This window comes from Streptomyces sp. NPDC059900, from assembly GCF_050270335.1.
Taxonomy (GTDB): domain Bacteria; phylum Actinomycetota; class Actinomycetes; order Streptomycetales; family Streptomycetaceae; genus Streptomyces.
On the sequence record NZ_JBNNJZ010000070.1, the window covers coordinates 1 to 12,502 of the forward strand.

Consider the following 12,502-nt stretch of genomic DNA (forward strand, 5'->3'; position numbering starts at 1 on the left):
GCTTGAGGGTTCCAGTCCTCATCGGGGGGAGCGGCTTGTCCCCCCGATGCCGCTTCCCCCGACCAATCCGTCCGAAGAACGCCGAAGAACGCCGAAGAACGCCGAAAACAACGAAGGCCCCGTCCTCGCGGACGGGGCCTTCGTTGTAAGAGCGGTAGCGGTGGGATTTGAACCCACGGTGAGTTTCCCCACACTCGCTTTCGAGGCGAGCTCCTTCGGCCGCTCGGACACGCTACCGAGAGGAACTCTAGCCCAAAGAGGGCCGTGGTCAGAAATCCGCCCCCGCAGTGCCCCCTCGGCGGCCCCGCAGCGACCCCTCAGCGCCCCCGGAAGAAGCGCGTGAGCAGCCCCGCGGTCTCCTCCGCGAGGACGCCCCCGATCACCTCGGGGCGGTGGTTGAGCCTTCTGTCGCGCACGACGTCCCAGACGGAGCCCGCGGCGCCCGCCTTCTCGTCCCGCGCTCCGTAGACGACCCGGTCGATCCGGGACTGGACGAGCGCGCCCGCGCACATCGTGCAGGGCTCCAGGGTCACCACCAGCGTGCAGCCGGTCAGGCGCCACTCGCCGAGCGCTGCGGCGGCCCGGCGGACGGCGAGCACCTCCGCGTGCGCCGTCGGGTCGCCGGTCGCCTCACGTTCGTTGTGGCCCGCCGCGAGCACCGTCGTGCCGTCCGGGGACAGCACGACGGCGCCGACGGGCACATCGCCGCCCCGGACGGCCAGTTCGGCCTCTTCCAGGGCGAGCCGCATGGGCGCCCGCCAGCGGTCGCGTACGGGATCGGGTTCCGGTTCGGATTCGGGCGGGGGGATGCGGTCGTTCCGGTCGGTCACACCGGGAACCTATCGGTCACCGCGCGGACGACGGGAGTTTGACGACCGGCCCTAGCGGACGGTCTCGAGCACCTCCGCCGCCCCGAGGATCTCGGCGATGTCGCTGAGGGCGTCACCGGGCTCCAGACCGAGCAGCTCCTTCTCGGGCACGCCGAGGTCGGTCAGGAGCTCCGGGTCGCCGAGAGGGCCCGCGGGCACCGCGTCGTCCGCGGCGTCCCCCGAATCGTCGTCGGCGGCGGAATCGGGGGCGGCGTCGGAGTCGGTCGGTTCGCCGTCCTCCGTGCCGTCCAGGTCGAGGGCGTCCAGGTCGACACCCGGGTCGTCGCCCGGCTCACGGCCGAGCATCTCGTCGGTGAGCAGGATCTCGCCGTACGAACTCCGGGCGGCCGCGGCCGCGTCCGAGACGTAGATACGAGGGTCCTCCTCACCGTCGACGCGGACGACGCCGAACCAGGCGTCCTCCTGTTCGATGAAGACGAGGACGGTGTCGTCCTCAGCGCTTCCGGCCGTGGCCTCGCGGGCCAGGTCGGCGAGATCCGACAGGCTCTCCACATCGTCGAGCTCCGTGTCGCTCGCTTCCCACCCGTCTTCGGTGCGCGCGAGCAGTGCGGCGAAGTACACCGTGACTCTCCCACTGGTCATAGACAGTGCCGGTTGACGGTTCGGGTGTCCCCCCGGCGAGTTCGGGGAGCGGGGAATTGCTGTTCCAAGCCCCGCCCACTCGGAATCGTGGCAGAAACCACGGCTCAAGGAGAGGTCTTCCGCCCGCTGTGTCCGCGTCGCTTTGCACGGACACCTTCCCGATGCCTGCCTGAGAGGTGGTCGCTACCAGCGGAACGTGCGCATGCGCATCTGCTGACGCATGCGTGCCGCCCGGGCGCGGCGCGGCTTCACACGCTCGCGGAGCTCGATCGCCTCGGCCCTCTCGTGCAGGAACTGGGCGCGTCGGCGCCGGCGCTCGGCATCGGTCTCGCGGTCCGGCTCTCGGCCGCCCGGATCTCTGTCCGGCATGGGCATCACCAACCCCAGGTCGTACGTCCACTTTCCCCCGAACGGCGGGTTTGATGCGAGCGCGGGCTGTTTCCAGAGGTGCGGGAAGGGACGGGAACGGCCTGTCACGGGGGGAGACAGGGGGGTCCGCGGCGCGGTTACTGTTGAAGGCATGCGGATCCACGTCGTCGACCACCCGCTGGTGGCGCACAAACTCACCACGCTGCGCGACAAGCGCACCGACTCCCCTACCTTCCGGCGGCTCGCCGACGAGCTGGTCACCCTGCTCGCGTACGAGGCCACCCGGGACGTGCGCACGGAGCAGGTCGACATCGAGACCCCGGTCACCCCGACGACCGGCGTCAAGCTGTCCCACCCGCGCCCCCTGGTCGTGCCGATCCTGCGCGCCGGGCTCGGCATGCTGGACGGCATGGTGCGGCTGCTTCCCACCGCCGAGGTGGGCTTCCTCGGGATGATCCGCGACGAGGAGACGCTCCAGGCGTCGACGTACGCGACCCGCATGCCGGAGGACCTCTCCGGCCGCCAGGTGTACGTCCTTGACCCGATGCTGGCCACGGGCGGCACGCTCGTCGCGGCCATCCAGGAACTGATCAAGCGCGGCGCCGACGACGTCACCGCCGTGGTGCTGCTCGCCGCCCCCGAGGGCGTCGAGGTCATGGAGCGCGAGCTCGCGGGCACGCCGGTGACGGTCGTGACGGCCTCGGTCGACGAGCGGCTCAACGAGAACGGCTACATCGTGCCGGGCCTGGGCGACGCGGGCGACCGGATGTACGGCACCGCGGAGTAGCACCGCGCAGCAGCAGGGCGCACGCAGCAGGGCGCAGCAGCAGGCGAAGGCTCAGCAGGCCTTCTTGCCGTCGGACGTCGAGGGCGCCGGCTTGGGTTTGGCGAGTACCGCCAGGGCCTTGTCGGCGTCCTCTTTCTTTGCCAGATCCTTGAACTTCGTGCCCAGGATGAGGTCCACCTCGCCGCCCTTGCGGGCGTCGGTGCGGCTCTCGGTGCCCGCGAGCTGCGTGCCGAGGACGGGCAGCGTGCTCTGCTCGGCGGACTTGGGGCCGAGCAGTATCCCGGTGCCCTTGACCTTCTTGTCGTACTCCTTGGGGGCGTTGTCCACCTTGCCGACGGTGAAGCCGCGCTTCTTCAGCTCGGCCGCGACGTCCTTGGCGAGGCCGCCGCGGGGCGTGGCGTTGTAGACGTTGACCTTGATGTCGCCCGGCTTCGGAAGTGCCTTGGGTGCGGTCGGCCCGGCCGACGCGCTGGGCCGCCCGGCCGGGCAGTTGCCGCGCTTGCTCGCCGCCGTGGCCTTGTCGCCGCCCGTGAAGACGTCGATGAGCTGCAACGTTCCCCAGCCGATCAGGCCGACCGCGACGACGGACGCGATCACCGCGAGCACCATCCGGCGACGGCCGCGGTTCCGGCGCATACGGGGATATTTGGAACCCGTGATGCGGTACTTGCCGCCCATGCCGGGGGGAGTGAGCATGCTCATGGGCGCAGCGTAGTGCGGCGACGCCGCGATGCCTACTAAATGATCATTGACTCGGGCCCAGTCCAACCCAAAAGGGCCAATGAGGGCACGGGCGTCCGGCGGCGGCGCCGCCGGAAGCGGATCAGCCCAGTTCGAGGACGCGGGCGTGCAGCACCTGGCGCTGCTGGAGCGCCGCGCGGACCGCGCGGTGCAGTCCGTCTTCCAGGTAGAGGTCGCCCTGCCACTTCACCACGTGCGCGAAGAGGTCGCCGTAGAACGTCGAGTCCTCCGCGAGGAGCGTCTCTAGGTCCAGCTGGCCCTTGGTCGTCACGAGCTGATCGAGGCGGACCGGGCGCGGCGCGACGTCCGCCCACTGCCGGGTGCTTTCCCGGCCGTGGTCGGGGTACGGCCGGCCGTTTCCGATGCGCTTGAAGATCACACGGAAAGCCTACCGGGCAAGGCTCTCCGGGCGCAGCCATGGCGACGGAGTGCGAGTCTGGGAAATGACGCCGTAAATGAGGGCATTTCGGAAAGACCCGAGCCGGGAACAGGGGCAGAAGTGAGCGAGAGCCGGCCGATGCCGTCCACTGCGGGGGGCGCGAACCCCTCTAACGAGTCATCTTCTGTCGCGGGGGTGACGGCTCAGGAGGCCGTGGAGATCGCCGCCGGGTACGCCTTCGACGGGCCCGCGCTCGATCTCGGCGCGCTCCTGTGGGACGGGCAGTGCCTGCCCGGCGCCCAGATCCGCATCCCCCTGGCCATGCTCAACCGGCACGGGCTCGTCGCGGGCGCGACCGGCACGGGAAAGACGAAGACCCTCCAGCTCATCGCCGAGCAGCTCGCGGCGCAGGGCGTGCCGGTGTTCCTCGCCGACGTCAAGGGAGACGTCTCCGGGATCTCGATGCCCGGAGAGGCCGGGGAGAAGGTCGCCGAGCGGGCCCGCGAGGTCGGGCAGACGTGGGAGGCCACGGGCTTCCCCAGCGAGTTCTACGCGCTGGGCGGGATCGGGACCGGGACTCCGGTGCGGGCGACGATCACGAGCTTCGGCCCCGTACTCCTCTCGAAGGTCCTCCAGCTCAACCAGACCCAGGAGCAGTCGCTGGGCCTGATCTTCCATTACGCCGACCAGAAAGGGCTTGAACTGGTCGACCTGAAGGACCTGCGGGCCGTGGTGACGTTCCTGACGTCGGACGAGGGAAAGCCCGAGCTCAAGGGGATCGGCGGGCTCTCCACGGTCACCGCGGGCGTCATCCTGCGGGCGCTCACCGCCTTCGAGGCGCAGGGCATGGGGGACTTCTTCGGGGAGCCGGAGTTCGACACGAGCGAATTCCTGCGGGCGGCGCCGGACGGGCGCGGTCTGGTGTCGGTCCTCGAACTGCCCGCCGTGCAGGACAAGCCGCAGCTCTTCTCGACGTTCCTGATGTGGCTGCTCGCGGATCTCTACAACGACCTGCCCGAGGTGGGCGACCTGGAGAAGCCGAAGCTCGTCTTCTTCTTCGACGAGGCGCATCTGCTCTTCAACGGGGCGTCGAAGGCGTTCCTGGAGGCGATCACCCAGACCGTGCGGCTCATCCGCTCGAAGGGGGTCGGCGTCTTCTTCGTGACGCAGACGCCGAAGGACGTACCGGGCGATGTGCTCGCCCAGCTGGGCAACCGGGTCCAGCACGCGCTGCGGGCGTTCACTCCGGACGACGAGAAGGCGCTGAAGGCGACCGTACGGACCTTTCCGCACTCCGCGTACGACCTGGCGGAGACGCTGACGACGATCGGTACCGGCGAGGCGGTGATCACCGTTCTGAGCGAGAAGGGCGCGCCCACGCCGGTGGCGGTCACGCGGCTGCGGGCGCCGGAGTCGCTGATGGGGCCGGTGGAGGCGGGGGCGCTCGAAGGGGCGGTGAAGGGGTCGCTGCTGTACGGGCGGTATGCGGAGGCGGTGGATCGGGAGTCGGCGTTCGAGAAGTTGGCCGCGCGGGCGGCGTCCGCCGAGGTTGAGGCGGCGGAGGCGGCGGAGAAGCCTGCGGCTGGGCCTGCGGGGCAGGGGCGGGAGCAGGGGCGGGGGTCCGTGGTGGATCAGGTGGTCGGGAGCGGGATCTTCAAGTCGTTGGCGCGGTCGCTGGGGACGCAGCTGGGGCGGGAGATCTCGCGGTCCGTGTTCGGGACTGCCCGGCGCAGACGCTGAGGCCGACGGGGGCCTGACGTTCGCGTCTGCGCCGGTCGCGTCTGCGCCGGTCGGGGTCAGCGGTCTGTCTGGGCCGGGTTCTCCTTGTGGTCCTCCTCGTCCTCTGTCTGCGCCTTGACGGGCGCGGGCGCGGGATGGGGCGCGTTGCGTACGGCTTCGGCGCGGAGGAGGGCGTGCAGGGCTGCGTACGGGTCGATGGGCATGGGTGTCTGTCCTGTCCTGGGTTCGCTGCTGCTGAGTGGGGGGGCCAGTCCGGGGCGGGACTGTCAGCAGCGCAGGACGACGGAGCGTGGGGCGGGGCAGTGCGTGCGGCTACGTGTGGGGCTTGGGCGGCTTCGGTGTGCGGCGCGGGGGTGGCGTACGGCCGGGGTGGTGTGGGGAGCGGGGCGCCTTGCGGGTACGCGGAGTGCGCTGTCGGTGGTGTCCTGGTGGGCCTCGCCCGCGGGCTCGGTGGAGACGGCCGCGGGGGGTGGGGCGGGGGCGGCTTCTGCGGGGGTCGCGGGGGCGAGGACTGTGCCCAGGAGTGCCAGCAGGATGAGGGCAGCTCGCAGCCACGCGGGGCGGGGCGATGCGGCGCGGCTCATATGGGGTCATGTCCCCCGAGGGGGGCCGCTTGGTGTTGCCCTGCGCCGAGATTGGCCCAGTTGGGCTAGGGCCGCTGGGTGCGGATGCCGGTGCCGGTGCGGGTGCCGGTGCGTCCGGGGGCGGTGCCGGTGCGTGTGTGGGTGCGGGGCCGCGTCGGTATGTCCGTCCTCGCCATCGGGTGGGCGCCGCCCGGTTCCTTCGGCTGGGGAGTGGTGCTTGCCGTGCTCCGGGCGGAAATACCGACACGTCCCCTCGCGTCTCGATGCCGGGTGCGGGCCGTCGTGTGTGGGGCCGGGCTCCCGTGGTTGCGCCGTGCTGGCCAGCGGTCCCGTCGCTGCGGGGCACACGGGTGGGGGGCGGGAAAGGTTGTTCGGTCAGGGGTTGGTGCGGGGGGCCCGGTTGGGGTTACTGGCCGGAGGCCTTGGCTGCTGCTTTTAGTTGTTGTTTGTGGGTGCGGACCTTTTGGAGGGACTCCGGGTCCGTGATGTCCGCGACCGAGCGGTACGCGTTCGGCTCGCCGTAGGCGCCCGCCGCCTCCCGCCAGCCCGTGGGACGTACGCCCAGCTGCTTGCCCAGGAGGGCCAGGAAGATCTGGGACTTCTGCTTGCCGAAGCCGGGGAGGTCGTTCAGGCGCTTCAGGAGCTCCTTGCCGGAGGCGGCCCCCTCCCACAGGGCGGCGGGGTCACCGTCGTAGTGCTCCACCAGATACCCGCACAGCTGCTGGATCCGCTTGGCCATCGACCCCGGATAGCGATGCACCGCGGGTTTGGCGGAGAGCAGCGCGGCGAACTCGTCGGGGTCGTACGCGGCGATCTCGTGCGCGTCGAGATCGTCCGCCTCCAGCCGCCGCGCGATCGTGTGCGGGCCCGCGAAGGCCCACTCCATCGGTACCTGCTGGTCGAGCAGCATGCCGACGAGCGCGGCCAGCGGACTGCGGCCGAGCAGCTCGTCGGCTTCCGGTTGCTGTGCCAGGTGCAGGGTGACGTCCATGGGGCGATCCTCCCCCGGCCGCCGGGGCTCCGCACGGCAGGAGCCGTACGGCTACTGGATCTCCACGGGCCCGTCGTTCCTGCCGCCGTCCGCCTGCCCGCGGTTCCCCGGCGCCCCCAGGTACCGCTTGAGGTCCGAAGGCTTGCCCTCGCCCTCGGACGTACCGAGGTTGTTGCGTACCGAGTCCAGGATCGTCAGGCCCTGGCCGACGAGCCCGGCCGCGATCTCGCCGAGGCCGTCCGCGCCGTTCAGGACGTTGACGTTGGCACCGGAGAGGCCGTTCGCCGCCTCCTTCACGATCTGCGGCAGCTGGTCGATCAGCATCCGGTCGAGCGCGACACGGTCGTACGACGCCGCCGCCTCCGCCTGGATCTTCATCCGCTCGGCCTCGGCCAGCGCAAGGACCCGGATGCGCTCGGCGTCCGCCTCGGCGGGCTTGACCACCTCGGCGACCAGCTGCTGCTGGCGCAACTGGGCCGCGCGCTCGGCCAGTTCGGTGCGCGCGTCGAGCACTTCCTGCTGTGCGTGCGCCTCCGCGAGCGGCCCCGCCTGGGCGGCCCTCGCCTGCGCCTGCTCGACCTCGGCGGAGTACTGGGCCTGCACGATCGCGGTCTTGCGCGCGTACTCCGCCTGGTTGCGCGCCGCCTCCTGCTCGGCCTCCGCCGCGGCCTGTGTCGCCTGCGCCTGGGCGATCTGCGCCTGGCGCTGGATGGCGGCCTTGTGCGGCGCGGACATGGCGTCGATGTAGCCCGTGTCGCCGTCGTCGATCGACTGGATCTGGAGCGAGTCCACGTGCAGACCGATCTTCGCCATCTCGGACTTCGAGGTGTCCAGGACCTCGGTGGCGAGCTTCTGCCGCTCGGTGACGATCTCCTCGACCGTCATCGAGCCGATGATGGACCGCAGATGACCGGCGAAGATACGGCCGGTCAGGACGGACATCTGGTCCTGGTCGGAAAGGAAGCGCTGACCGGCGTTGACGATGCTCTCCGTGTCGTTGCCGACCTTGAAGGCGATCACGGCCCGCACCTTGAGGGCGATGCCCTGCCGGGTCACGCAGTGCTCGACGACCTCCGCCTCGCACATGGAGAGCGTGAGGAAGCGGGTCTTGCGGAAAATGGGCAGGACGAACTTGCCGTGGCCCGTCACGACGCGAAAGGGCGCGCCGCCGAGGCCTCGCCGTCCGCCGGAGATCAACATCGCCTCGTCGGGGGCGGGAACGCGGTAACCGAACATCGATCGACTCCTCAACCGGCGCTGCCGGCACCGTCGCCGGTCAACGCGTCCAACGGGTCCGCCCACTTGATGACATCGACCTGGCGGCTGCCCCGCGACTCGATCACGAGCACTGCGGCGCCGTACGGCAGCGGCTCGTCGGACCAGGCGAGAAACGTCTCGGAACCCCCTCGGATCCGCACCAGGACCTCTCCGGGCCCCGCGGATCCGCGCGTACCGATGACGAGTTCACCGGTACAGCCGATCACAGCCTCATCCGGCGCCATTGGCGGCCGCCTCCCCCATGTCATGCAGGCTCTGTCTGAATCCTGACCATAGCGTCGGGAGCACGGAAAAGGCCTTTGCGCGCGGGGGAGGATGGGGGCATGAGTCACGCCACGGCCGTCCGCGTCCGCCCTCGCCACGCTCCCGACCTGCCCGCCTGCGTGGAAGCGCTCGCCCAAGTGCACGCGGCCGACGGATACCCCGTCAACTGGCCCGAGCGGGCGGTGGATTGGCTGACGGGGGGCTCGCTCGCAGGGGCCTGGGTCGCCGAGCTCGACGGGCGGGTGGCCGGACATGTCGTGCTCTGCCGCCAGGGCGGGGACGACGTGGCGCCCGTGCTGTGGAGCGAGCGCGAGGGCGTGCCGGACGCTGGGATCGCCGTGGTCAGCCGGTTGTTCGTGGCGCCGTGGGCCCGCGGGCACGGGCTCGGGGCGCGGCTCCTCGCGCGGGTCGTCGAGGAGGCCGGGCAGCTGGGTCTCTTCCCCGTCCTGGACGTCGTCGAGTCCGACACTTCGGCCACCGCGCTCTACGAACGTACGGGCTGGCGCTTCCTCGGCACCGGCGAGCAGCACTGGAGCCCCGGGCAGACGGTCATCGTGCGCTGTTACGCGGCCCCGGAGCCGGGCGAGGCGGACGGGGCGGTCTGAGCCGCCGCGGCCCGCAGCGCGTCGAGCAGGCCGCGCACCGCCGGGCGGTCGGGTGCCGGGCCGCGCACCGCCGCGTAGATCGACCGGACGGGCACCGGGTTGCGGACCTCGCGGACGACGACACCGGGGTGGGGCGCGTCGAGGCCCAGTTCCGGTACGAGGCTGACGCCGAGACCCGCGGCGACGAAGCCCTGCGCCGTGGCGTAGTCCCCGCTCTCCACCACGAAGTCCGGGCTGAAGCCGGCCGCGCCGCATGCCTCCAGGATGGGGTCGAGGCAGGGCCCCGGCGACTCGCTCGCCACCCATGGCTCGTCGGCGAGGTCCGCCATGTCGAGCAGCCGGTCGGCCGCGAGAGGGTGCCCCGCAGGCAGTACGGCGTGGAAGCGGTCGTCCAGGAGATGCTCGAACCGCACGCCGTCGACGCCCGGTTCGCCCCGCGGCCTGACCACGAGCGCGAGATCCACCTGCCGGTCCCGCACCTGCGGCATCGGGTCGTCGGGGTCGGAGAGCTTCAACTCGACCTGTACGCCGGGCTGCGCGCTCCGCAGCGCGGCGAGCGCCGGGGCGACGAGCCGCGCCCCGGCCGTGGTGAAGTACCGCATGGAGACCCGGCCCGTCCGCCCGGCCCGCAGCCCGGCGAGCGCGGTCTCCGCCTCCGCGAGCTGCCTGCCGATGGTGACCGCGTACTCGGTGAGCAGCCGACCGGCGTCCGTCGGCCGCACCCCGCGTCCCGTCCGCTCCAGGAGAGCGATGCCCGCCTCCTTCTCCAGGGCCGCCATCTGCTGGCTCACCGCGGAGGGCGTGTACCCGAGGTTGCGCGCCGCGGCGGTCACGGAGCCGCTGGTGACGACCGCCCGGAGGACTTGCATGCGCCGCGTATCAAGCATGCAGCCGAGCTTAACCATGCGGCTCGATCGTCATGTAGGGCTAATGGCCAACTGCTAACGGCGAACGGTTAATGGCTAACCGCGGGCCGCCTGTGCCACCGCCTTTCCGAAAGCCGCCATACCGCGCGCGTTGGGGTGCAGCGGCGCCGCGACGCTCGTCGGCACCAGGCCCTCGATGTAGCGCTCGGACGGTGCGGCACAGGTGTCGTGACCGGCGCTGACGGCGGCGGTGTCGACGTAGGTGGCGTGGTGGGCCCTGCTCTGGGCGGCGAGGACGCCGTTGAGCTGGTTCACGCGCGCCTGGAGGTAGTTGCCGTCCTTGTCCCAGATGGGCTGGGTGGGCCAGCAGCCGTCCTCGCGGATGTAGGTGGCGTAACCCGCGACGACGATCTTCGCGTTCGGGGCCCGGCGGTGCACCTCGTCCAGGGCCTTGCCGAAGGTGGCGCTCCAGGCGTCGATGGCCTTCGCGGTGGGGTCGCCCTTGCTCGCCGCGGTGTCGGCGCAGGAGATGCCGGTGGGCTTGGGCAGGAGATTGACGCAGCCGAGCGCGGTGGCGACGAGGCTGACGTCGTTGCCGCCGATGGTCACGCTCACCAGGTCGGTGCTCGGCTTCAGCGCCTCGTACTGGGGCGCGAGCAGGCCGAACTGGCGGCCGGAGAAGTCGCTCACCTTCGCGCCCGAGCAGCTGACGTCGGTGAGCCGTGCGCCCAGCGCCTCGGCGGCGACCGCCGGGTAGTTGCGGGCCGAGCGCAGACAGGACAGCTGGTTCTGGTCCGGGATGAGGGGCCCCGCCGCGAACGAGTCGCCGATGGCGACGTACTCCAGGGGCTTGTCCGGCGGTTCGTCGGCCTTCGAGGACACCGCGCCGACCGGAGCCGCTGAGAGGAGGCAGGCGGTCAGCGCGGCGGCCATGGCTGCGGTGGTGGTACGGGCGCGTGTGGGGCGCACGGGCTCTCCTGAGTGGGGTGCGAGGGAAGCGTGGGGTGTACCGGCGGTAACGGACGCCCTTATGATCCGGGCCATCCCGGCCCCCGCGATGTGGGCGCGCGACCAGACTTTGCGAGGGGGCAGTTGTGACCGGTGACAAAAGCGTGGGCCGCTTCCTGATCGCCGACGTGCCGGGCCTCGCCGCGAGGGTCACCCGGCGCATCGCCGACGACCTGCCGGTCTACGGAAGGCTGCCCGCCGAGGAACTGCACGGAGACGTACGGACCATCGTCGGCATGACCATCCGCGCCTTCGCCGAAGTGCTGCGCACGGAACGCATGCCGCCCCCGGAGTTCCTGGAGAAGGTGCGGGTCTCGGCGGCCAGGCGCGCGGAGGAACGCCTCCCCGTGGAGGCCGTCGTCAGCGCCTATCACTACGGGGCCGGCATCTGCGTCGAGGAAGTGACGGCGACCGCCGAACCGCACGAACTGATCGAGGCCCACCGGCTCCTGCTCGACTGCCTGCGCGAGATCACGGCCGCCGTCACCGCGGGATACGTCGAGGAGAGCCAGTCACTGATCGGCGAGCGCGACGCGGCCCGGCACACCGTCCTGTCGGCCCTTCTCGACGGCAAGCTCGACGGCGGAGGCGCGCACCTGGACTCCGCCCATCTCGACTCCGCCCACCTGGACTCCGCCCATCTGGACTCAGCCCACCTGGGGATACGCCTCCCGCCCTGCTACCTGGCGCTCGCCTTCACCATCGGACGCCACCCCGACGAGGACCGCGCCGACGTCGACGCCACCGTGGCGTCCCGGCGCAAGATCAGACGCCTGCGCACGGAGCTCGACCGCGCCCTCGGCCACCCCGTGCTCTCCCGCCTGTCCGCCGACGAGGGCCTCGCGCTCATCCCGTCGGACACCGCCCCGGACCAGGCACCCGACGCCGAGCGGGCCCGCCTGGAGAAGCTGACGGCATCCCTCATCACCGTCAGCGGAGTGCCCCTGACGGCGGGCGTCGCCGCGAGTACGCCCGCCGGGGTCCCGCAGGCGGTCCGCCTGGCCACCGAGCTGCGCGACACGGCGACGGGCACCGGACGGCCGCCGGGCGTCTACCCCCTGACGTCGCTGCTCCTCGACTACCAGCTCACCCGCGTGAGCCCCGCCCGCGCCCACCTGGCCGCGCTGCTCTCCCCGCTGGCGGAGGGCCCGGACCTCACGGCCACCCTGCGCACGTACTTCGCGGCCAACCTGGACCGCCGGGAGACGGCATCGCGCCTGCACGTCCACCCCAACACGGTGGACTACCGCCTGCGCCGCATCGCCGCCCTGACGGGCCTCGACCTCACCGCCCACACGGATCTGCTCACCCTGCGGGCGGCGCTGACGGCGTACGACGCGGCCGTAAAGCCCTGACCGGGGTCACTTCGCGGTGACCCGCTCGATCCAGGCGCGGTGGGCCGTCAGGTCGGATGGCGG

Annotated in this window: 15 protein-coding genes and 1 tRNA gene; 4 read left to right on the plus strand and 12 right to left on the minus strand. The window is 71.5% G+C overall.

Features of this window, described 5'->3' with window-relative positions:
• Window positions 1-152 precede the first annotated feature (152 nt).
• The 4 genes from ACQKIP_RS13360 to ACQKIP_RS13375 all read right to left on the minus strand — a co-directional run bounded on the left by ACQKIP_RS13360 (window position 153) and on the right by ACQKIP_RS13375 (window position 1,841).
• Window positions 153-237 (minus strand) — tRNA-Ser (locus ACQKIP_RS13360).
• Window positions 238-317: 80 nt separating this feature from the next.
• A complete protein-coding gene (gene tadA, locus ACQKIP_RS13365; protein ID WP_365861571.1) occupies window positions 318-749 on the minus strand; it encodes a tRNA adenosine(34) deaminase TadA in 432 nt (143 codons plus the stop codon).
• 132 nt (window positions 750-881) lie between these two features.
• Window positions 882-1,451: a hypothetical protein gene (locus ACQKIP_RS13370; RefSeq protein ID WP_365861439.1), complete on the minus strand. Its 570-nt coding sequence runs from the start codon at window positions 1,449-1,451 to the stop codon at window positions 882-884.
• A gap of 204 nt (window positions 1,452-1,655) precedes the next feature.
• Window positions 1,656-1,841 carry a hypothetical protein gene (locus ACQKIP_RS13375; protein WP_361193515.1) on the minus strand — a complete coding sequence of 62 codons (186 nt, stop codon included), beginning with the start codon at window positions 1,839-1,841 and terminating at the stop codon, window positions 1,656-1,658.
• A gap of 151 nt (window positions 1,842-1,992) precedes the next feature.
• Between ACQKIP_RS13375 and upp the strand changes: the two genes are divergently transcribed.
• A complete protein-coding gene (gene upp / locus ACQKIP_RS13380) occupies window positions 1,993-2,628 on the plus strand; it encodes a uracil phosphoribosyltransferase (protein WP_160505979.1) in 636 nt (211 codons plus the stop codon).
• 51 nt (window positions 2,629-2,679) lie between these two features.
• On the opposite strand, the gene ACQKIP_RS13385 is transcribed toward upp, so the two are convergent.
• Window positions 2,680-3,330, minus strand: coding sequence for a LytR C-terminal domain-containing protein (locus ACQKIP_RS13385; RefSeq protein ID WP_365861441.1), 651 nt, complete (start codon window positions 3,328-3,330; stop codon window positions 2,680-2,682).
• Window positions 3,331-3,451: 121 nt separating this feature from the next.
• Window positions 3,452-3,748, minus strand: coding sequence for a type II toxin-antitoxin system VapB family antitoxin (locus ACQKIP_RS13390; protein WP_003955420.1), 297 nt, complete (start codon window positions 3,746-3,748; stop codon window positions 3,452-3,454).
• Window positions 3,749-3,886: 138 nt separating this feature from the next.
• Between ACQKIP_RS13390 and ACQKIP_RS13395 the strand changes: the two genes are divergently transcribed.
• A complete protein-coding gene (locus tag ACQKIP_RS13395) occupies window positions 3,887-5,488 on the plus strand; it encodes a helicase HerA-like domain-containing protein (protein WP_365861443.1) in 1,602 nt (533 codons plus the stop codon).
• A gap of 56 nt (window positions 5,489-5,544) precedes the next feature.
• On the opposite strand, the gene ACQKIP_RS13400 is transcribed toward ACQKIP_RS13395, so the two are convergent.
• The 4 genes from ACQKIP_RS13400 to ACQKIP_RS13415 all read right to left on the minus strand — a co-directional run bounded on the left by ACQKIP_RS13400 (window position 5,545) and on the right by ACQKIP_RS13415 (window position 8,565).
• Window positions 5,545-5,691: a hypothetical protein gene (locus ACQKIP_RS13400; RefSeq protein ID WP_365861445.1), complete on the minus strand. Its 147-nt coding sequence runs from the start codon at window positions 5,689-5,691 to the stop codon at window positions 5,545-5,547.
• A 787-nt stretch (window positions 5,692-6,478) separates the two neighbouring features.
• Complete coding sequence (locus ACQKIP_RS13405) at window positions 6,479-7,063, minus strand: HhH-GPD-type base excision DNA repair protein (protein WP_365861447.1); 585 nt, start codon at window positions 7,061-7,063, stop codon at window positions 6,479-6,481.
• 51 nt (window positions 7,064-7,114) lie between these two features.
• Window positions 7,115-8,299 (minus strand): SPFH domain-containing protein, encoded by a 1,185-nt coding sequence (locus ACQKIP_RS13410; RefSeq protein WP_365861449.1) that lies wholly within the window; start codon window positions 8,297-8,299, stop codon window positions 7,115-7,117.
• A gap of 11 nt (window positions 8,300-8,310) precedes the next feature.
• The gene (locus ACQKIP_RS13415) at window positions 8,311-8,565 is read right to left on the minus strand and encodes a hypothetical protein (protein ID WP_365861450.1); all 255 of its coding nucleotides are present in this window, start codon (window positions 8,563-8,565) and stop codon (window positions 8,311-8,313) included.
• Window positions 8,566-8,664: 99 nt separating this feature from the next.
• On the opposite strand from ACQKIP_RS13415, the gene ACQKIP_RS13420 reads away from it, so the two are divergent.
• Window positions 8,665-9,210, plus strand: coding sequence for a GNAT family N-acetyltransferase (locus tag ACQKIP_RS13420; RefSeq protein ID WP_365861451.1), 546 nt, complete (start codon window positions 8,665-8,667; stop codon window positions 9,208-9,210).
• Here ACQKIP_RS13420 and ACQKIP_RS13425 read toward each other — a convergent pair.
• The gene (locus ACQKIP_RS13425; RefSeq protein WP_365861453.1) at window positions 9,168-10,097 is read right to left on the minus strand and encodes a LysR family transcriptional regulator; all 930 of its coding nucleotides are present in this window, start codon (window positions 10,095-10,097) and stop codon (window positions 9,168-9,170) included. The genes ACQKIP_RS13420 and ACQKIP_RS13425 overlap by 43 nt on opposite strands.
• Window positions 10,098-10,172: 75 nt before the next feature.
• On the minus strand, window positions 10,173-11,045 hold the full coding sequence (locus ACQKIP_RS13430) for an SGNH/GDSL hydrolase family protein (RefSeq protein WP_365861455.1): 873 nt from the start codon (window positions 11,043-11,045) through the stop codon (window positions 10,173-10,175).
• 125 nt (window positions 11,046-11,170) lie between these two features.
• Between ACQKIP_RS13430 and ACQKIP_RS13435 the strand changes: the two genes are divergently transcribed.
• Window positions 11,171-12,439: a PucR family transcriptional regulator gene (locus tag ACQKIP_RS13435; protein WP_365861457.1), complete on the plus strand. Its 1,269-nt coding sequence runs from the start codon at window positions 11,171-11,173 to the stop codon at window positions 12,437-12,439.
• The last annotated feature ends 63 nt before the right edge of the window (window positions 12,440-12,502 follow it).

What these genes read in the sequence shown, in the direction of transcription:
- ACQKIP_RS13420 (WP_365861451.1), top strand. Translation starts at nt 8,665, where the DNA reads ATGAGTCACGCCACGGCCGTCCGCGTCCGCCCTCGCCACGCTCCCGAC.
- ACQKIP_RS13385 (WP_365861441.1), bottom strand. Translation starts at nt 3,330, where the DNA reads ATGAGCATGCTCACTCCCCCCGGCATGGGCGGCAAGTACCGCATCACG.
- upp (WP_160505979.1), top strand. Translation starts at nt 1,993, where the DNA reads ATGCGGATCCACGTCGTCGACCACCCGCTGGTGGCGCACAAACTCACC.
- ACQKIP_RS13405 (WP_365861447.1), bottom strand. Translation starts at nt 7,063, where the DNA reads ATGGACGTCACCCTGCACCTGGCACAGCAACCGGAAGCCGACGAGCTG.
- ACQKIP_RS13410 (WP_365861449.1), bottom strand. Translation starts at nt 8,299, where the DNA reads ATGTTCGGTTACCGCGTTCCCGCCCCCGACGAGGCGATGTTGATCTCC.
- ACQKIP_RS13425 (WP_365861453.1), bottom strand. Translation starts at nt 10,097, where the DNA reads ATGCTTGATACGCGGCGCATGCAAGTCCTCCGGGCGGTCGTCACCAGC.
- tadA (WP_365861571.1), bottom strand. Translation starts at nt 749, where the DNA reads ATGCGGCTCGCCCTGGAAGAGGCCGAACTGGCCGTCCGGGGCGGCGAT.
- ACQKIP_RS13375 (WP_361193515.1), bottom strand. Translation starts at nt 1,841, where the DNA reads ATGCCGGACAGAGATCCGGGCGGCCGAGAGCCGGACCGCGAGACCGAT.
- ACQKIP_RS13400 (WP_365861445.1), bottom strand. Translation starts at nt 5,691, where the DNA reads ATGCCCATCGACCCGTACGCAGCCCTGCACGCCCTCCTCCGCGCCGAA.
- ACQKIP_RS13395 (WP_365861443.1), top strand. Translation starts at nt 3,887, where the DNA reads ATGCCGTCCACTGCGGGGGGCGCGAACCCCTCTAACGAGTCATCTTCT.
- ACQKIP_RS13415 (WP_365861450.1), bottom strand. Translation starts at nt 8,565, where the DNA reads ATGGCGCCGGATGAGGCTGTGATCGGCTGTACCGGTGAACTCGTCATC.